Annotated in this window: 20 protein-coding genes; 16 read left to right on the top strand and 4 right to left on the bottom strand. The window is 67.7% G+C overall.

The features are described 5' to 3' along the window. Positions 1–29 precede the first annotated feature (29 nt). The 6 genes from urtB to ABNQ39_RS22365 all read left to right on the top strand — a co-directional run bounded on the left by urtB (position 30) and on the right by ABNQ39_RS22365 (position 5,139). Positions 30–1,667, top strand: a complete 1,638-nt coding sequence (gene urtB / locus ABNQ39_RS22390; protein ID WP_376960666.1) for an urea ABC transporter permease subunit UrtB — start codon at positions 30–32, stop codon at positions 1,665–1,667. Between the two features lie 3 nt (positions 1,668–1,670). Next, a complete protein-coding gene (urtC, locus tag ABNQ39_RS22385) occupies positions 1,671–2,831 on the top strand; it encodes an urea ABC transporter permease subunit UrtC (RefSeq protein ID WP_376960664.1) in 1,161 nt (386 codons plus the stop codon). A 3-nt stretch (positions 2,832–2,834) separates the two neighbouring features. Then, positions 2,835–3,581: an urea ABC transporter ATP-binding protein UrtD gene (urtD, locus tag ABNQ39_RS22380; protein ID WP_098737146.1), complete on the top strand. Its 747-nt coding sequence runs from the start codon at positions 2,835–2,837 to the stop codon at positions 3,579–3,581. A 14-nt stretch (positions 3,582–3,595) separates the two neighbouring features. Next, positions 3,596–4,291, top strand: a complete 696-nt coding sequence (gene urtE / locus ABNQ39_RS22375; protein ID WP_109048892.1) for an urea ABC transporter ATP-binding subunit UrtE — start codon at positions 3,596–3,598, stop codon at positions 4,289–4,291. A 112-nt stretch (positions 4,292–4,403) separates the two neighbouring features. After that, positions 4,404–4,799 (top strand): COG4315 family predicted lipoprotein, encoded by a 396-nt coding sequence (locus ABNQ39_RS22370; RefSeq protein ID WP_376960661.1) that lies wholly within the window; start codon positions 4,404–4,406, stop codon positions 4,797–4,799. A gap of 187 nt (positions 4,800–4,986) precedes the next feature. Continuing rightward, positions 4,987–5,139, top strand: a complete 153-nt coding sequence (locus ABNQ39_RS22365; protein ID WP_167421718.1) for a hypothetical protein — start codon at positions 4,987–4,989, stop codon at positions 5,137–5,139. Positions 5,140–5,180: 41 nt separating this feature from the next. Here the strand turns inward: ABNQ39_RS22365 and ABNQ39_RS22360 are convergent, their stop codons facing one another. Next, positions 5,181–6,062, bottom strand: a complete 882-nt coding sequence (locus ABNQ39_RS22360) for a 5'-nucleotidase, lipoprotein e(P4) family (RefSeq protein WP_376960659.1) — start codon at positions 6,060–6,062, stop codon at positions 5,181–5,183. Positions 6,063–6,185: 123 nt separating this feature from the next. Next, on the bottom strand, positions 6,186–6,818 hold the full coding sequence (locus ABNQ39_RS22355; protein ID WP_376960657.1) for a glutathione S-transferase family protein: 633 nt from the start codon (positions 6,816–6,818) through the stop codon (positions 6,186–6,188). 108 nt (positions 6,819–6,926) lie between these two features. Here ABNQ39_RS22355 and ABNQ39_RS22350 point away from each other — a divergent pair, with 108 nt between their 5' ends. Beyond that, on the top strand, positions 6,927–7,826 hold the full coding sequence (locus tag ABNQ39_RS22350; protein WP_376960655.1) for a LysR family transcriptional regulator: 900 nt from the start codon (positions 6,927–6,929) through the stop codon (positions 7,824–7,826). A gap of 44 nt (positions 7,827–7,870) precedes the next feature. Here ABNQ39_RS22350 and ABNQ39_RS22345 read toward each other — a convergent pair whose 3' ends face one another. Beyond that, positions 7,871–8,866 carry a formylglycine-generating enzyme family protein gene (locus tag ABNQ39_RS22345; protein ID WP_376960653.1) on the bottom strand — a complete coding sequence of 332 codons (996 nt, stop codon included), beginning with the start codon at positions 8,864–8,866 and terminating at the stop codon, positions 7,871–7,873. Between the two features lie 223 nt (positions 8,867–9,089). On the opposite strand from ABNQ39_RS22345, the gene ABNQ39_RS22340 reads away from it, so the two are divergent. The 8 genes from ABNQ39_RS22340 (at position 9,090) to ABNQ39_RS22305 (ending at position 15,006) form a co-directional block, all read left to right on the top strand. Next, positions 9,090–9,611: a ferritin-like domain-containing protein gene (locus ABNQ39_RS22340; RefSeq protein WP_376960651.1), complete on the top strand. Its 522-nt coding sequence runs from the start codon at positions 9,090–9,092 to the stop codon at positions 9,609–9,611. Positions 9,612–9,771: 160 nt separating this feature from the next. Beyond that, a complete protein-coding gene (locus tag ABNQ39_RS22335) occupies positions 9,772–10,593 on the top strand; it encodes a hypothetical protein (protein ID WP_376960649.1) in 822 nt (273 codons plus the stop codon). A 72-nt stretch (positions 10,594–10,665) separates the two neighbouring features. Further along, positions 10,666–11,163, top strand: a complete 498-nt coding sequence (locus ABNQ39_RS22330) for a PaaI family thioesterase (protein ID WP_376960648.1) — start codon at positions 10,666–10,668, stop codon at positions 11,161–11,163. A gap of 182 nt (positions 11,164–11,345) precedes the next feature. Further along, on the top strand, positions 11,346–11,810 hold the full coding sequence (gene rplM, locus ABNQ39_RS22325) for a 50S ribosomal protein L13 (protein WP_098737140.1): 465 nt from the start codon (positions 11,346–11,348) through the stop codon (positions 11,808–11,810). A gap of 2 nt (positions 11,811–11,812) precedes the next feature. After that, complete coding sequence (gene rpsI / locus ABNQ39_RS22320; RefSeq protein ID WP_376960645.1) at positions 11,813–12,301, top strand: 30S ribosomal protein S9; 489 nt, start codon at positions 11,813–11,815, stop codon at positions 12,299–12,301. Between the two features lie 132 nt (positions 12,302–12,433). Next, positions 12,434–13,510, top strand: coding sequence for an N-acetyl-gamma-glutamyl-phosphate reductase (argC, locus tag ABNQ39_RS22315; RefSeq protein WP_376960643.1), 1,077 nt, complete (start codon positions 12,434–12,436; stop codon positions 13,508–13,510). A gap of 177 nt (positions 13,511–13,687) precedes the next feature. Then, on the top strand, positions 13,688–14,224 hold the full coding sequence (locus ABNQ39_RS22310; protein WP_098737137.1) for a gamma carbonic anhydrase family protein: 537 nt from the start codon (positions 13,688–13,690) through the stop codon (positions 14,222–14,224). A gap of 170 nt (positions 14,225–14,394) precedes the next feature. Next, positions 14,395–15,006 carry an OmpA family protein gene (locus ABNQ39_RS22305; RefSeq protein ID WP_376960641.1) on the top strand — a complete coding sequence of 204 codons (612 nt, stop codon included), beginning with the start codon at positions 14,395–14,397 and terminating at the stop codon, positions 15,004–15,006. 136 nt (positions 15,007–15,142) lie between these two features. On the opposite strand, the gene ABNQ39_RS22300 is transcribed toward ABNQ39_RS22305, so the two are convergent. Continuing rightward, the gene (locus tag ABNQ39_RS22300) at positions 15,143–15,826 is read right to left on the bottom strand and encodes a pyridoxamine 5'-phosphate oxidase family protein (RefSeq protein WP_376960639.1); all 684 of its coding nucleotides are present in this window, start codon (positions 15,824–15,826) and stop codon (positions 15,143–15,145) included. 133 nt (positions 15,827–15,959) lie between these two features. On the opposite strand from ABNQ39_RS22300, the gene ABNQ39_RS22295 reads away from it, so the two are divergent. After that, positions 15,960–17,465: a PLP-dependent aminotransferase family protein gene (locus ABNQ39_RS22295; RefSeq protein ID WP_376960637.1), complete on the top strand. Its 1,506-nt coding sequence runs from the start codon at positions 15,960–15,962 to the stop codon at positions 17,463–17,465. The last annotated feature ends 19 nt before the right edge of the window (positions 17,466–17,484 follow it).

Genomic DNA, 17,484 nt, shown 5'->3' with positions numbered 1-17,484 from the left:
TGGATCGCCCCTGCACCGAAGGACTCCCGATGCGACGCGCTCTCCGCTGGCTGATGGCCGTCTGTGTGGTGGTCGCCACATCGACCGCCGCTTACGCCGCCGATCCCCGAGCAATTGATTTGCGCCCGCTCGTCCAGGCCCTGGGCAGCGGCGGCTATTCCGGAACCGAAAAGGCCCTGACGCAACTGTCGGAGGCCGGCGACCCGGCCGCCGTGCCGGTGATCGAGGCGCTCCAGGCCGGCGACCTCTATGTGCGCAAGGCCGACGGCACCGTCGTCGTTGCCCGCAAGGCCGGCGACGCTTTCACCCTGACCGACCCGCTGACCCGCGCCGCGCTCGGCGATGCGCCGTCCGCCGCGGTCGAGAAGATCCGCATCAACAATTCGCTCCGCCGCGCCATCAGCGCCTCGCTGGGCGCCCTCACCCTGATGAGCCCCGATGCCGGCGTCCGCCGCTCCGCCGCCGACGCGGTGTTCAAGAGCCGCGACGCCTCCGCGCTGGAGACGCTGAACGCCGCCCTCGCCAAGGAGCAGGACAAGGGTGTGCGCGCCGCCATGGAGCAGGCGCGCGCCGCCATACTGCTGACCGGCGAGGCCGCGTCGAAGATGACCGACGCCGAAATCCAGTCGGCGACCGACACGCTGACCGCCCGCGGCGACCGCGACGCGCTGGTGCTGCTGAACATGGTCGCCGGCTCCGGCGCGTCCGACGTCACCAAGCGGTCGGCCGCTGCCGCCGTCTCCACCTTGGAACAGAAGCTGGCCTTCTGGGCCGCCTTGCAGAATCTCTGGTACGGGCTGTCGCTGGGCTCGGTGCTGCTGCTGGCCGCCATTGGCCTCGCCGTCACCTTCGGCGTGATGGGCGTCATCAACATGGCCCATGGCGAGATGGTGATGATCGGCGCCTACACCACCTTCCTGGTGCAGGAGTTCTTCCGCGCCCATGCCCCCGGCCTGTTCGACCTGTCGATCCTGGTGGCGCTGCCCGCCGCCTTCCTCGTGTCGGGCGGCGTCGGCATCGTCATCGAGCGCAGCGTGATCCGCTGGCTCTACGGCCGTCCGCTGGAAACGCTGCTCGCCACCTGGGGCCTGTCGCTGGCGCTCCAGCAGGCTGTCCGCTCCATCTTCGGCCCGACCAACCGCGAGGTCGGCGCGCCGAGCTGGATGTCCGGTGCCTTCGAACTGGGCGGCCTGACCATCACCTACGGCCGGCTGTGGATCGTCGTCTTCGCCTTCGCCGTCTTTGCGGCCCTGCTGGTGGCGCTGAAGCGCACCTGGTTCGGCCTGTCGATCCGCGCGGTGACGCAGAACCGGTCGATGGCCAACGCCATGGGCATCCGCACTGCGCGGGTCGATGCGCTGACCTTCGGACTCGGCTCCGGCATCGCCGGGCTGGCCGGGGTGGCGCTGAGCCAGATCGATAATGTCAGCCCGAACCTCGGCCAGGGCTACATCCTCGACAGCTTCATGGTCGTGGTGTTCGGCGGGGTGGGCAACCTGTGGGGCACGCTGGTCGGCGCGCTGACGCTGGGGACCATGAACAAGTTCCTCGAACCCTATGCCGGGGCGGTGCTGGGCAAGATCCTGGTGCTGATCTTCATCATCCTGTTCATCCAACGGCGTCCGCGCGGCCTGTTCGCGCTGAAGGGCCGCGCGGTGGAGGCCTGACCGATGCTGCTGCGCTTTTTCCTGATGGGCCTGGACCGCAAGGCCGGGATCGTCCTGGCGATCCTCGCCATCCTGGCGGTCGCCGTGCCGGCGATGACGCTGTGGGTGCCGGCGGACTCGCCCTTCCACCTGTCGATCTTCACCGTCTCGCTGCTCGGCAAATACCTGTGCTTCGCTTTGCTGGCGCTGGCGCTCGATCTGGTGTGGGGCTATTGCGGCATCCTGTCGCTCGGCCACGCCGCCTTCTTCGCGCTCGGCGGCTACGCCATGGGCATGTACCTGATGCGGCAGATCGGCCCGCGCGGCGTCTACGGCAACCCCGAGCTGCCCGACTTCATGGTCTTCCTGAACTGGAAGGAGTTGCCCTGGTACTGGCTCGGCTTCGACCATTTCTGGTTCGCTGCGCTGATGGTGCTGGTGGTGCCGGGCGCGCTGGCCTTCGCCTTCGGCTGGTTCGCCTTCCGCAGCCGCGTCACCGGCGTCTACCTGTCGATCATCACCCAGGCGCTGACCTTCGCCCTGCTGCTGGCCTTTTTCCGCAACGATATGGGCTTCGGCGGCAACAACGGCCTGACCGACTTCAAGGATATCCTCGGCTACGACATCCAGGCCGACACCACCCGCGTCGCGCTGTTCGTGGCGACGGTCGCTGCCCTGGCGCTCTCCTATATGATCGCGTCCGGCGTCATCGGCTCGAAGCTGGGCAAGGTGCTGGTGGCGCTGCGCGACGCCGAAAGCCGCGTCCGCTTCATGGGCTACGACACCGAGAGCTACAAACTGTTCGCCTGGACCCTGTCGGCCTGCATGGCCGGCGTTGCCGGCGCCCTCTACGTCCCGCAGGTCGGCATCATCAACCCATCGGAATTCGCTCCGGCCAGCTCGATCGAGGCGGTGATCTGGGTCGCCGTCGGCGGACGCGGCACGTTGGCCGGCGCCATCCTCGGTGCGGTGCTGGTCAACATGGGCAAGAGCTATTTCACCGGCGCCCTGCCGGAGCTGTGGCTGTTCGCGCTGGGCGGCCTGTTCGTGGCGGTGACCCTGTTCCTGCCCAAGGGCCTGCTCGGGCTGGGCGCGCAGTTGAAGGCGAAGCTGCCCGGCCGCAAGAACTCCGCCCTTCCCAATGCCCAAACCACCCCCCGGACTGCCGACCAGAAGGGAGCCTGACCCATGAGCGCGGAATCGACCCTTCTCTATCTCGACGGCGTGTCGGTCAGCTTCGACGGCTTCAAGGCGCTGAACGGCCTGTCGCTGGTGATGATGCCCGGCGAGATGCGGGCGATCATCGGCCCCAACGGCGCCGGCAAGACGACGATGATGGACGTCATCACCGGCAAGACCCGCCCCGACACCGGCACCATCCTGTTCGAGGGCGACACCGACCTGACTCGCCTGCGCGAGGCGGCCATCGCCAACCTCGGCATCGGCCGCAAGTTCCAGCGCCCGACCGTCTTCGAGCCGCACACGGTGTGGGACAATCTGGAACTGGCGCTGAAGGCGCCGCGCCGGCCGCTGAAGACGCTGACCTACGCCATCAGCCGCGACGACCGGGCCCGCATCGAGGAGATCCTGGACATCACCCGCCTGTCGGCCCTGCGCAGCCGGCAGGCCGGCAGCCTGTCGCACGGCCAAAAGCAATGGCTGGAGATCGGCATGCTGCTGGCCCAGGACCCCAAGCTTCTTCTGGTCGACGAGCCGGTCGCCGGCATGACCGACGCCGAGACCGAACAGACCGCCGAGCTGCTGTGCAGCATCGCCGGCAAGCACTCGGTGATCGTCGTGGAGCATGACATGAGCTTCGTCCGCGCGCTCGGCGTCAAGGTGACGGTGCTGGCCGAGGGCTCGGTGCTGGCCGAAGGCTCGCTGGACGCGGTCAGCGCCAACCAACAGGTCATCGACACCTATCTCGGCCGCTGACGGGAGACATTATAATGCTAGACGTTCGCTCTCTCGATCTGCATTACGGCGCCGCCCAGGCCCTGCGCAGCGTTTCCATGAAGGCCGAAATCGGCAAGGTCACCTGTCTGGTCGGCCGCAACGGCGTCGGCAAGTCCAGCCTGCTGCGCGCCATCGTCGGGCTGAAACCGGTGTCCGGCGGCTCCATCGGCTGGGACGGCGCCGACGTGACGAAGATGGCGCCGGCCGACCGGGCGCGGCGCGGCATCGCCTATGTGCCGCAGGGGCGCGAGATCTTCCCGCTGCTGACGGTGCGGGAGAATTTGCTGACCGGCTACGCCCCGCTGCCGCGCGCCCAGCGCTCGATCCCCGACGAGGTGTTCGAGCTGTTCCCGGTGCTGAAATCCATGCTGGAGCGCCGTGGCGGCGACCTGTCGGGCGGCCAGCAGCAGCAGCTCGCCATCGGCCGCGCCCTGGTGACGCGCCCGCGCCTGCTGGTGCTGGACGAGCCGACCGAGGGCATCCAGCCGTCGATCATCAAGGACATCGGCCGCGCCATCTCCTACCTGCGCGACAAGGGCACCATGGCGATCCTGCTGGTCGAGCAGTATTTCGACTTCGCCCGCGACCTTGCCGACGACTGGGTGGTGATGGAGCGCGGCGAGGTGATGCTGTCCGGTCCGCGCAGCGGCCTGGACGAGCAGGAGGTCCGCAAATACCTGACGGTATAACCCCGATGGCATGGCGTTCCGGCCGGTGACGGGGGGAATATCCGCGGCCCCGTTGCGTCCTCGATTCATCGGGCCTGCCGTCCGGCGGGCCTGTTTCGGGAGGAATTGCGCAATGAAGTCCGCACTCCGTATCGCCGCCGCCGCCATCGGCCTGGGGGCCGTCCTGTCCGGCGCCCCGGCATTTGCTCAGGACAAGGAACCGGCCATGACGGGCAAGACCGCGATGGGTCCTGTCCTGACCGACGCGAAGGGCATGACGCTCTATGTCTTCGACAAGGACGGTACCGGCAAGTCGGCCTGCAACGGGCCTTGCGCGACCAACTGGCCGCCGCTGATGGCTCCCGCCTCCGCCAAGCCGATGGGCAAATACAGCGTCGTCACCCGCGACGACGGAAGCCGGCAGTGGGCCTACAATGGCAAGCCGCTCTACAACTGGGCCAAGGATGCGAAGCCGGGCGACACCACCGGCGACGGCGTGAACAACGTCTGGCACGTGGCGAAGCCATAACGTTCGGGGTATCGCGGGGCCGTGGTTACTGTCGTCCGGCGCCACGGCCCTGCCTTCGCCGGGAGTATACTTATCCGGTCGAGGTAATGCGCAAACGCCGTCTTCGTGGGCTGCGCTCTTTAAAGGTCGTTAAGGATCCGAACCGCATGATGACCTCAACGCCATCTTGCTCACGGAGCCGCAGGTCATGTCGATCTACAACGCCGCCTCGTTCGAAGCCGCCCCCTCCGCCGAACCGAAGGTCCGCAAGATGAGCGGCCTGCCGCGTCTGGCGGTCTGGACCGTCATGATCGGCACGCCGTGGCTGCTGATCGTGGAAGCGGTGCGCCTGATCTTCTGAAGCTCGACACTCCAGGCCCGGCGCACCGTCCTTTCAAACTGTTATTGGGCCGGTGCCACCCAGGGCTCCAGCGCGCCGATCTTCTTGGCCCGCTTCTCATCCGCCGACAGTTTGAAATTATGCCCGAAGGGCGCGCTCTCGAACGAGCCGTAACCGGGATTGGCCAGCATCAGCCAATCGCGCCCGAAATGCTCCTTCGCCGCCTCGAACGCCTTCAGACGGTCGGCCTCGCTGCCGTTGTAGGCATCGCTGAAGTCGCCAAAATTGTCGCCGAACAGCAGAACGATCCGGTACTCCTTGGCGATGTAGGCGCGCCGCGTCCCCTTCGCCGAACCCCAATCCGGCTTTTCCTTCGACATCAGGAAGGTATCGACGTTGCCGCCCATCGGGAAGCCTAGCGCCTGCGCGTTGCGGCGGGTCGGCTCTTCCTGGTCGGCGTTGCGGTTGGTGACGTAGAACACCTTCACGCCCTTCGATTCGGCGTATTGGGTGAACTCGACCGCGCCCGGCACCGCCGTCGCCTTCTCCGCCTTCACCCAGGCATCCCAGGTCTTGGGCGAGAATTCGCCGTTGGTGGTGACCAGCCCGGCCTGATAGGCGGAGTTGTCCATCGCCGTCTCGTCCAGGTCCAGCACCACCGCCGGCGGCAGATCCTGGTAGTTGCCGGTCTGCTCGGTCGCCGCGGTCCAGGTCTTTTCGGCCAGCGCCTTGTCCAGCTGGATCCTGCCCAGCGCATAGACCGCCAGCGAGTTCGCCTTGTATTCGACCGACCGCTGCATCCACAGCTCGGCGTTCAGCAGATCGCTTTGCGGCACCGGGCCTTGGGGAGCCGGATCCGCCGCCAGGGCGGGGCCGGCCAGAAGGGAAAGGGCAACCGCACCGGACAGCAGCGACCAGCGCCCGGAACAGGCGGAATTGCGCATCGACTCAATCCATCCATCAAGTGTCATGGAACTGTCATCGAAGCACAGATTCGGGTGCTTGGCGACGGTCCCGTGACGCTTGCGTCATGGTAATGGGCACGCTTGCGTCATGGCGGCCGGTCTTCAGGCCGGCTGGGGGATGGTGCTTTCCGGCATCGGGGTCAGCGCCGGGATCGCCTCCACCCGCTCCAGCCAGCGCCGCACCGCCGGATAGGGATCGAGCGGGATGTGGCCTTCCGGGGCGCGGGCGACATAGGCGTAGCAGGCGATGTCGGCGATGGTCGGCCGCTCCGCCGCCAGCCAGTCGCGGGTCGCCAGATGGCTGTCCATGAAGCGCAGCAGGTGTTCCGCAATCCTGTGCGCGTCGGCCAGCGTCCCGGCCCCGCCCCACAGCGTCAGGATGCGCGCCAGCGCCGGCCCGAATCGCAGGTCGCCGGCGGCGACCGACAGCCAGCGCTGCACCTGCGCTGCCTGATCCGGCGCCTTCGGGTTCCACAGGCCGGAAGCGTCGTAGCGATCGGCGAGATAGACGAGAATGGCGACCGAGTCCGGCAGGACGAGATCGCCGTCGACCAGCACCGGGATCTGTCCGAAGGGATTTAGCGCGAGGAAGGCATCCGACCGGCGAACCTCGGCGTTTGCTTCGACATAGCGGTATGGCAGGCCGAGGATGTTCAGGAAGGCTTCGACCCGGTGGGCATGCCCCGACAGCGGCGTGCCGTACAGCGTGATGGTGGGATCGGTGCTGGTGCTCATGGCAAGGCCCCTTCTCTGTAGATCGCGGATGCCCACAGCCAACCACTTGCGCCGTTCCGCAGGAATGGGTTTTGATGAAAAGGGACTCTTTCAGGAATTGGAAGAATTGTGGACCGGCTGGATGAACTGACGATCTTCGTCGCGATCCTGGAGACCGGCAGCCTTGCCGGTGCGGCCAAGCGGCTGCGGCGGTCGGCGCCCGCCGTCACCCGCGCGCTGTCGGGGCTGGAGGAGCGGCTGGGCGTCCGGCTGATCGAGCGGACCACCCGCAACCTCGCCCCCACCGATGCCGGCCGGCGATTGGCCGAACAGGCGCGCCGGCTGCTGGCCGATTACGACGAGGCGCTGGCCGCCACCGGAACCGACCGGCCGATGCGCGGGCGGCTGCGTGTCACCGCGCCAGTGATGTTCGGGCGCAAGCATGTGACGCCTCTGGTCCTCGACTTCATGCGGGAGTTTCCGGACATCCGCGTCGAGCTGACGCTGTCCGACGGCAACCTCGACCTGATCGAGGAGGAGCTGGACGTGGCGATCCGCATCGGCCCGCTGCCCGACTCCGGCCTCGTCGCCCGGCGGGTGGGGCAGGTCGGGCGCTTTCTGGTCGCCAGCCCCGGCTATCTGGCACGGCGCGGCACGCCGTCGATGCCGGAGGATCTGTCCGGCCACGACATCATCCTGACGACGGCCCGGCCCGGTCCGCCGGACTGGCGCTTTCTGATCGACGGGCGGGAGCGGGTGCTGCGGGTGACGCCGAAGCTGGCGGTCAGCCACATCGAGCCGGCCCTGCTCGCCGCCCGCGACGGGCATGGCATCGCCCGCCCGCTGTCCTATCAGGCGGCGGACGACCTCGCCGCCGGCACGCTGGTGCGCCTGATGCCGCACGCCGAGCCGGAACCGCTGCCGGTCCATGTGGTGGTCCCGACCGCAAGGCTGATGCCCGGCCGGGTGCGCGCCTTCCTCGACCATGCGGTGCAGGGCCTGTCGGCGCTGGAGGTCCTGCGCGGCTGATCCCCCAGCCTCGTCAGGGATCGCGGGGGCAGGGATCGCAGACTCTAGGGATCGCGGGCGACGCGGATGCCGTAGGCGGCATAACCGCTCTCCGCCGCGTCCACCCGGCGCACGGCGGAGCGGACATAGCGCGGGTTGCTGTGCCACGACCCGCCGCGCATCGTCCGCTGTGAACAGGTCGCTTCGGACCGGCCGTCCGGCGCGCAGTCCTCCACCCATTGCCAGACATTGCCCAGCATGTCGTAAAGGCCGAAACCGTTGGCGCGGTAGCTGCCGACCGGCGAGGTGAACAGGGCGCCGTCGCGGCAGTTCGCCACCTCCCAGTCGGTGAAGCGGTCCTTGGCCGTCAGGTCGGCGACGTTCGCCGCATCGCATCCCCTGGCCGGATCGTCACCCCACCAGCGCGCGGTCCGGGTGCCGGCGCGGGCCGCATATTCCCACTCCGTCTCCGTCAGCAGGCGATAGCTCTTGCCGGTCCGGCGGCTGAGCCAGTCCACATAAGCCTTGGCGTCGTACCAGCTCACACAGACCGCCGGGTCGTTGTTCGTCTGCGCGAACCCCGGCCGGCGCCAGGAGAAATGCCAGCGCGGCAGCAGCTCCGTCTCTCCGGCATAGCCGCGGCAGACCGTCCGTGGCCGATAGCCGCTGTCCTGGATGAAGCTGGCATATTCGCCGCGGGTGACCGGATATTTGCCGACGGCGATGGGATGTTGGACCGACGCCGGGGTTTGCGGCGGCTCGTCGGGAAAGCGTTCCGTCTCCGTCGCCGGGGAGCCCTGAAGATAGCTGCCGGCGGGGATGGTGACCAGGACGGGCGCGTCGGGATGGTCCCAGACCTCGCGTGCCGGGCTGCCCGCCTGCCAGACATGGAAGGTCGCCAGCCTTTCGGTCCGCCAGGCGGTCAGATCGTCGGGCTCCACCCGGCGCCAGGCGGCCAGGGCCGTCAGCATCAGGATGAGGGCGACGACCGCACCGACGGAGCCGGGCAGGGTGACGGTCATGGCGGGGATGTCTCTTGCTGAGGTGCCGGTGCGGATCATGGAGCCATTTCCCCGCAGCGCGCCGCATCCGGCAACCGCGCGTCCGTGTCCCGGTCGGGGCACTTCCAGCCGCTACCCCAACCGGGCTTCAACGGGTACTGGGGCACCACAGCCGGAGGTTTGCCCCTTTGCGGTATGGCGCAAGCGGTAAGCGTCGAAGACGGCGCCCTGCTGTTGGTGCGGGCAGACGTTCAACGGAGCGTTGATGCCACAGGAGAAACACATGGCTGCCTATCCCGCGGACCTCACGCGCGCGCTGTTCGTTACCGGCTTGCGCAACGCCCATGCGGTGGAACAGCAGGCTCTGGCTCTGATGGACCGCCAGCTTGACCGTCTGGTGAACTATCCCGAGGTCTCCGACCACCTGCGCATGCACCGTGGCGAGACCGAAGGCCAGATCACCCGCATCGAGCAGATCCTGGACCAGCTTCAGGAAACCCATTCCGGGCTGAAGGACACCGCCCTGTCGATCATGGGCAATCTGGCCGCACTCGGCCACAGCTTCGCCGAGGACGAGATCCTCAAGAACTCCTTTGCCAACTACGCCTTCGAGAATTTCGAGGTGGCGAGCTACCGGTCGCTGCTGACGGTGGCGGAGGCCGGCAACTTCGCCTTCGCCACGCCGCTGCTGCAGACCTCGCTGCGCGAGGAGGAGGCGATGGCCTCCTGGGTGATCGAGAATGTGCCGACGCTGACGCTGAAGTACCTGTCGCTGAAGGCCAGCGACCAGACCGCTGGCCGCTGAGCCGTTTTCTGCAGTCATGGTGGCCGGGAAGGACAGGCTCTTTCCCGGCCATCGCTCTGTTGCAATGCAGTATCCCCGTCGTGCCCGGATTTTGCCCGGTGACGAGTCGGGGGACTTTGCCGTAAGAAACTTGGCGGGTTTCAAAACGGATGGTTCGCCCGTGCTTCGATCGGTCTCTCTCTGCCTGTTCATCGCCGCGGTCGGCGGTCTTGCGGGCTGCACCTCCGACTATTCTCCCAACACCTACGCCTCCAGCGCGGTCCAGCAGGCCAACAAGGTCGAGCCGGGCATCGTCGTCGGCTTCCGTCAGGTGGCGATCAGCGCCAACGGCACCGTCGGCGCCGTCAGCGGCGGGGCGGCCGGCGGTATCCTGGGCGCACAGGTCGGGACGGGCGGCATGAACGCCGCGCTCGGCACCGTCGGCGGCACGGCGATCGGCGGTCTGCTGGGCACGGCGATGGAGCACATCGCCGGCGACACCAACGGCTGGGAATACATCGTCCGCAAGTCGAACGGCGAGTTGCTGTCGCTGACCCAGAAGGAGCCGCAGCCGCTGCCCATCGGCCAGAAGGTGCTGGTCATCACCGGCAGCCAGGCCCGCATCGTCCCCGACTATTCCACCCCCGCCGATCCCGACTCTGCGAAGGCCGATTCGGCGAAGCCCGAGCCTGCCAAACCCGAGTCTGCCAAGGCCGAGACGCCCAAAGCCGACATGCCGCGGTCCGAAACACCGAAATCGGACATCAAGGCGGTGCCGCTCGCCCCACCCGCCGAGCCGGCCCCGGTCGCCGGCCCCGCTTCGGCCGAGCAGTCCGCCACCGGTCCGGCACAGCCTTCCAGCGGCGGTGGGCCGGTCCACCTGACCGCCCCCACCGACAATCCCCCCACCGCCCCCGCGGCGGGAACGGAACCCGCAGCGGCGGCCCCGGCCTCGCCCCCTGCCTCTCCCTCGGCCCCGGCGGAGACGAAGCCGGCCGACTAGCACCATACTTGTCCGAATGGACGGGATGGCGCACAGTTCGGTGGTCCAACCAAGATCACCGGCAGAGGCTCCATGTCCGTCGTCGATTGCACCGCCGCCGCTCCCGTTCCCACCATGACGAAGGAGGAGCTGGAGGGTCTGATCCACGAGGGGGTTCCTCTGATGAGGAACTTCGGCGTCGTCGTCGAAAGCCTGGGCCACGGCACGATGCGCCTGCGCCTGCCTTACAAGGACGATTTCGCCCGTCCCGGCGGCACCGTCACCGGTCCGGCGATGTTCGGGCTGGCCGATGTGGCGCTTTACGGCGCGGTGCTGAGCCTGATCGGCCGGGTCGAGATGGCGGTGACCACCAGCATGACAATCAATTTCCTGCGCCGCCCGCCGCCCGTGGCCATCGTCGCGGACGCGCGCGTCCTGAAGCTGGGCAAGCGGCTGGCCTATGGGGAGATCCTGCTGTTCTCCGACGGCGATCCGGAACCGGTCGCCCATGTGACGGGAACCTACTCGATCCCGCCGCACGACCCCGTCTCCGTTGCGGTATCTCATTACCGTATAAATGAAGCGTCATAAAAATTCTTTTAGAATCAATGGGTTTGGGGCAACGGTATCTCGTTACCGCTCTTGCAAGTCATTGAAATCAAAGAATAATTTTTCCGTTGACAGAGGCGTGCTCCGGCCCGTAGAAAACCGTCCGCTTCGGCGCCCCGGTATCGGCGGCCAGCCGATCCGTATTCGAAGAAACGAGTGTGGCGATGAAGACCTTCAATCTGAAGCCGACCGAGATCGAGAAGAAGTGGTACGTCGTCGACGCCGACGGCCTCGTTCTCGGCCGGCTTGCCAGCATCCTGGCGAACATCCTGCGTGGCAAGAACAAGCCGACCTACACCCCCCACATGGATTGCGGCGACCACATCGTCGTGATCAATGCTGAGAAGGTGAAGCTGACCGGCAACAAGCGCGACGCCGACATCTTCTACTGGCACACCGGCTATCCGGGTGGGATCAAGGGCCGTTCCAAGGGCCAGATCCTGGACGGCAAGTATCCGGAGCGTGTGATCGAGAAGGCCGTGGAGCGCATGGTTCCGCGCGGTCCGCTCGGCCGCCAGCAGATGACCCACCTCAAGGTCTACAAGGGTGCCACGCATCCGCACGATGCGCAGCAGCCGGTCGCCATCGACATCGGCGCCCTGAACCCGAAGAATAAGCGGAGCGCGTAAGCATGGCCCAGGTCACCACCACCCTCTCCGGCCTTAAGGAACTGACGGGCGCCGCCGCCACCGCGACCGTCTCCGAGGAGCTCGCCGCTCCGAAGCTGGACGCCCAGGGCCGCGCCTATGCCACCGGCAAGCGCAAGGACGCCGTCGCCCGCGTGTGGATCAAGCCGGGCTCCGGCAAGGTCACCGTGAACGGCCGCGACCAGTCGGTCTACTTCGCCCGTCCGGTGCTGCGCATGATGATTGCCCAGCCGTTCGGCGTGACCGAGCGTTCGGAGCAGTTCGACGTCGTCGCCACCGTCGCCGGCGGCGGTCTGTCGGGCCAGGCCGGTGCCGTCCGTCACGGCATCTCCAAGGCGCTGACCTACTTCGAGCCGTCCCTGCGCCCGCCGTTGAAGGCCGCCGGCTTCCTGACCCGCGACGCCCGTACGGTCGAGCGTAAGAAGTACGGCCGCGCCAAGGCCCGCCGCAGCTTCCAGTTCTCGAAGCGCTAATCCCTACACGGGCCTGCTGCTTTACGGTACAAGCGAGGGGCGCCCCGAAAGGGGCGCCCCTTTCTTTTTGTCCTCACCTCACGCCTACCCAAACCTCAACGTTCCTCCCGTCAAGCGAAGGACATCGGTTCCATGGCCTCGACCAGCATTCCCGGCAGCACGTCCGGCGGTTCGAAAATCCGCGTCGGCATCCTGGGCGCTTCCGGTTACACCGGCGCCGAACTGGTGCGCATGCTGCTGCGCCACCCGAATGTGGACATCGCCGCGCTGACCGCCGAACGACAGGCCGGAAAGCCGATGGCGGAGGTGTTCCCACATCTGAGCGGCTATGGCCTGCCCGATCTGGTGAAGATCGAGGAGCTGAAGTGGGACAATCTCGACTTCATCTTCTGCGCCCTGCCGCACGGTACGACGCAGGAGGTGGTCGCCGGCCTGCCGAGCGGGCTGAAGGTGGTCGATCTGTCCGCCGATTTCCGCCTGACCGACCCGGCCGAATACGCCACCTGGTACGGGCATGAGCACCGCGCCGTCGACCTTCAGAAGGAGGTCGCCTACGGCCTGACCGAGTTCAACCGCCAGGGCGTGCGCAAGGCGCGGGTGGTGGCGAACCCGGGCTGCTATCCGACCTGCTCGCTGCTGCCGCTGCTGCCGCTGCTGCTGGAGAACCAGATCGAGCCGGGCGGCATCGTCATCGACGCCAAGTCCGGCGTGTCGGGCGCCGGCCGCGACGCCAAGCAGGCCAACCTCTTCACCGAGGTGTCGGAGGGCTTCAACGCCTATGGCGTCGGCCATCACCGCCACATGCCGGAGATCGAGCAGGAGCTGCGGCTGGCCGCCGGCCGTCCGGTCACCGTCTCCTTCACCCCGCATCTGGTGCCGATGAACCGCGGCATGATGGCGACCATCTATGTCCGCATGGCCGATGGCGTCACCGCCGACGATCTGCGGGCGACGCTGGCCGCCCGCTATGCCGACGAGCCCTTCGTCGGGGTGACCCCGGCCGGCGTGGTGCCGGCGACGCGCCATGTCCGTGCGTCCAACCACAATCTGATCGGCGTGGTCGCCGACCGCGCCCCGCGCAGCGCCATCATCGTGTCGGTGATCGACAATCTGGTGAAGGGCGCGTCGGGTCAGGCCATCCAGAACATGAACGTCATGATGGGGCTGGGCGAGACGACCGGCATCGATCAGGCGCCGCTTTTCCCGTAATCGGCTACCGCGAAAGGATAGGCGGGGGGCTGTGACAGCGTTGTGGCCCCCTGTCCGCACTGTTGCACAGAGGCACCAATCGGGATTTGCTTTGGCCTGTCAATGCGAAATCAGGTGGTGCCTTAAGCCTTACGGTGCTTCAATCCGGCCCGTCATGCACGACTTCGGTACGACCTGATGACTGGCCTTGTCCGCGCCTTCAACGGCATCCTGCCCACCGTCGACCCGACCGCGTTCATCGCGGAAACGGCGGCGGTGATCGGCGATGTCGTGATCGGGGCGAACAGCAGCATCTGGTACGGCTGCACCGTGCGTGGAGACGTCAACGAGATCCGAATCGGCGCTCGCACCAACATTCAGGACGGCACCGTGATCCACGTGGCCTCCGAAGGGCAGGGCACCTACATCGGCGACGACATCACCGTCGGCCACATGGCGTTGCTGCACGCCTGCACGCTGGAAGACGGCTGCTTCATCGGCATGAAGGCCTGCATCCTGGATGGGGCCTATGTCGAGTCGCGGGCGATGGTCGCGGCCGGTGCTCTGGTGACGCCCGGAAAGCGGGTTACGTCCGGATTTTTGTGGGCCGGCAGCCCTGCTAGACCGGTCCGCGAGCTTACGGAAAAGGATCTCGCGGTTTTTCCTGTGCTCAGCCACCGTTATACGGATTTGGCAGAATCCTACAGGAAAAGCTGCTATGGAAGTGGAGCATAGGTCAAGGTACAGGTACGGTTCGGCCGAACGGCTGAGGTGTCGGAACATCGCCGCACACCACATGTTGGGAAGGTCGCTGCCGCGCTTGCACGTGGGCCGTTGCTTCGATTGATACGTTCATCCCCCGCAGGCACTCTGATGGGGAAGGGTTCTGGAAGGGAGTGAAGACAATGAAGACTATTGTTCGCGCGGGTCTGGCTGCCATCCCGGCCGCCATCGTCGCTTTCGGTCTGTCGGCGGCCGCCAATGCCCAGGACGCGAGCCTGGTCGGCAAGGGCACCCAGTGGTGCAACCCGGTCATCGGCTGGACCGGTCAGGTTGCGGAAGGCGTCGCCGCCCGCACCGCTGACGGCGGCTACGTCATCCATCAGGGCAGCTATCCGTGCCCGCCGGCCGCTGCCGCTCCGGCTCCGGCCGCCGTTGCTGCGGTCCAGAGCGAATATCTGGTGTTCTTCGACTGGGATAAGTCGAACATCACCCCGGCCGCCGATCGCGTGATCGGTGACGCGGTGTCGGCCATCCTGAAGAACGGTGGCGCCAAGATCCACGTCGTCGGCCACACCGACACCTCGGGTTCGCCGGCCTACAACCAGAAGCTGTCGCTGCGTCGCGCCGACGCGGTCAAGAAGGCCCTGGTCGCCAAGGGCGTCCAGGCTGCCAACATCACGACCGAAGGCAAGGGCGAGAGCCAGCTGCTGGTCCAGACCGGTCCGAACGTCCGCGAGCCGTCCAACCGTCGTGCGCAGATCCTGCCGCGCCTGCTGAACGCTCCGTCGTCCTAAGGACGGTTGGCAGGGGGGCCGCTCCGGGGGTTTCGGAACGGTCTTCCCGCCTGCGGGAGAAACCGCAAGAAAAAGGCCGCGCCGGGCTTCCCGGTCGCGGCCTTTTTCTTTTCCAGCTGTCAGCGTCGTCAGCGCGTCACCCCGCGGTCTGGGCCGGGTCCTGTTCCGGTTCGCCGGCGGTCAGCCGCAGGGGCACCACGCCCGCCCACACCGGGTGGGCCATATCCTCCGGATCGTCGGCGGGCGGGCCGGAGCGCCGCTTGGCCGATGCCTCGGCGATCGGGAAGGCCAGAACCGACGTGGCCTTCAGTTCCTGCCCGTTGGGCGCCCGCACCTTGGCGCTGCGGCCGGGTTCGATCTTGTCCATCAGCGCATCGAGGGCGGCACGCTTCTCCGTCTCTTCCGACACCAGCCGCGGCCGGCCGAACAGCATGACCGAACGGTAGTTGACGGAGTGATGGAAGGCCGAGCGTGCCAGCACCCAGCCATCGATCAGCGACAGCGTGATGCAGGCCTCACCCCCCTCCTGCAGCCGGCGGATCATCCGGCTGGACGAGGCGCCATGGATCATCAGCTCATCGCCCACCCGCCAGGGGACCGTCGGGATCACCATCGGGGAGGGGGTGCCATGGCCCTTGATCGCATCGTCGACGAAGCCGACGTGGCAGATCGGCGCCTCGTCGATGATGGCGTGGATCTGGGCGACGTCATGACTGCCGCGGTCGCCCAGCCGCACCGGACGGGTGCGCGGGGTCTGCGCCAAGGCGGCGGAGGAAACGGCGGAATCGCTGAGGGCGGAATCGGCGGGAAGGCTGGTCATTGTCGTGCTCAGGGCCGGACTGTTGCGGTGATCCAGAATGGCCCGCAGAATGGCTCCTTCAAAAGGTCCAGAATGCCGATTTCATAGGGACCAATTTCACCGACCGCTTTGCTTGACCCTCGCGAGGATCGCCATGGCCCGTTCGGCACGTCCGGTTCTGTCCAGCCTGGGGCCGGTGGCGCTCGACCGGGACGGGGCGGAGCCGCTCCACCGCCAGCTCTACCGCGCTCTGCGTCAGGCGGTGCTGGACGGCCGCCTGCGCCCGGGCGAACGCCTGCCGCCCAGCCGGGCGCTCGCCACCGAATGGGCTTTGTCGCGCAACACGGTGGTCACCGCCTACGACACGTTGCTGGCGGAGGGGTACGTCACCGGCCGGGTCGGCGCCGGCACCTTCGTCGCCGCCTCCCTGCCCGATGCGGCACCCGGCGGTATTTCAGGCCGCGACGAGGGGCGCCGGGGTGTCGGGCTGTCCGCCCGCGGCCGGGCGCTGGCAGAGGCGCCGTCCATCGCCCGCGACCGGGTGGGGCGGCCCTTTGCGCTCGGCACGCCGGACCTGGGGGCCTTTCCCTTCGCCCTGTGGGCGCAATTGATCGGCCGCTGCTGGCGCCATGGCGGGCGGGTGCTGGCGACCGAGCCCGACCCGTTGGGCTACGGCCCCTTGCGGGCGGAGATCGCTGCCTATCTGCGGGCGGTCCGCGCCGTGCGCTGCGAGCCGGAGCAGGTCGTCATCGTCTCCGGCGCGCAGCAGGGCTTGGCGCTGATGGCGCAGCTGCTGCTCGACCCCGGCGACGAGGCCTGGGTGGAGGAGCCGGGCTGGCCCGGCAACCGCGCCGCCCTGCTGGGCGCCGGGGCGCGGCTGGTGCCGGTGCCGGTGGACGGGGAAGGCATCGACGTCGCCGCCGGCATGGCCCGCGGGGCCGGTGCCCGGCTGGCGCTGGTCACCCCGTCCCACCAGTTCCCGCTGGGTGTGACGATGAGCCTGGCCCGCCGCCTGCGCCTGCTGGATTGGGCCGCGGCGTGCGACGCCTGGATCGTCGAGGACGATTACGACAGCGAGTTCCGCTATGCCGGCCCGCCGCTGGCCGCCCTCCAGGGGCTGGACGGTGCCGGCCGCGTCATCTATGTCGGCAGCTTCAGCAAGGTGATGTTCCCGGCGCTGCGGCTCGGCTATGTCGTGGTGCCGCCTGATCTGGTGGAGCCGGTGCGCGCCGCGCGCCGCCATTTCGACGGCGGGACCAGCGTGGTGCCGCAGGCGGCCCTGCACCGCTTCCTGGCCGACGGCCATTTCGCCTCGCACCTGCGGGCCATGCGTTCGCTCTACGCCGTCAAGCGCACGGCCATCCTGGCATCGGTCGAGGAGGCCTTCGCCGGCTTCGCCACGGCCGAGGCGGGCGAGGCCGGCATGCATGTCCTGCTGCGCCTGCCGCCGGACTGTCCCGACCATGCCCTGGCCGGGCACGCCGCCCGCATCGGCCTGACCACGCCGCCGCTGTCCAGCTATTACCGCGCCGACTCCAGCGCCACCGACGCGGGCCTCGGCAATGGCTTCCTGCTCGGTTTCGCCGCCCATGACCCGGCGGCGCTCGACCGCGCGGTGCGCGATCTGGCGCGGATGGCGGCCGATATGCCGAAAGGCTGAATCGTCCTCGCCATTTGCT

The organism is Azospirillum sp. A26 (genome assembly GCF_042604635.1).
Lineage (GTDB): Bacteria > Pseudomonadota > Alphaproteobacteria > Azospirillales > Azospirillaceae > Azospirillum > Azospirillum palustre.
Note: the sequence above shows the minus strand (reverse complement) of the source record. Positions and strands in the feature narration are given on the sequence as shown.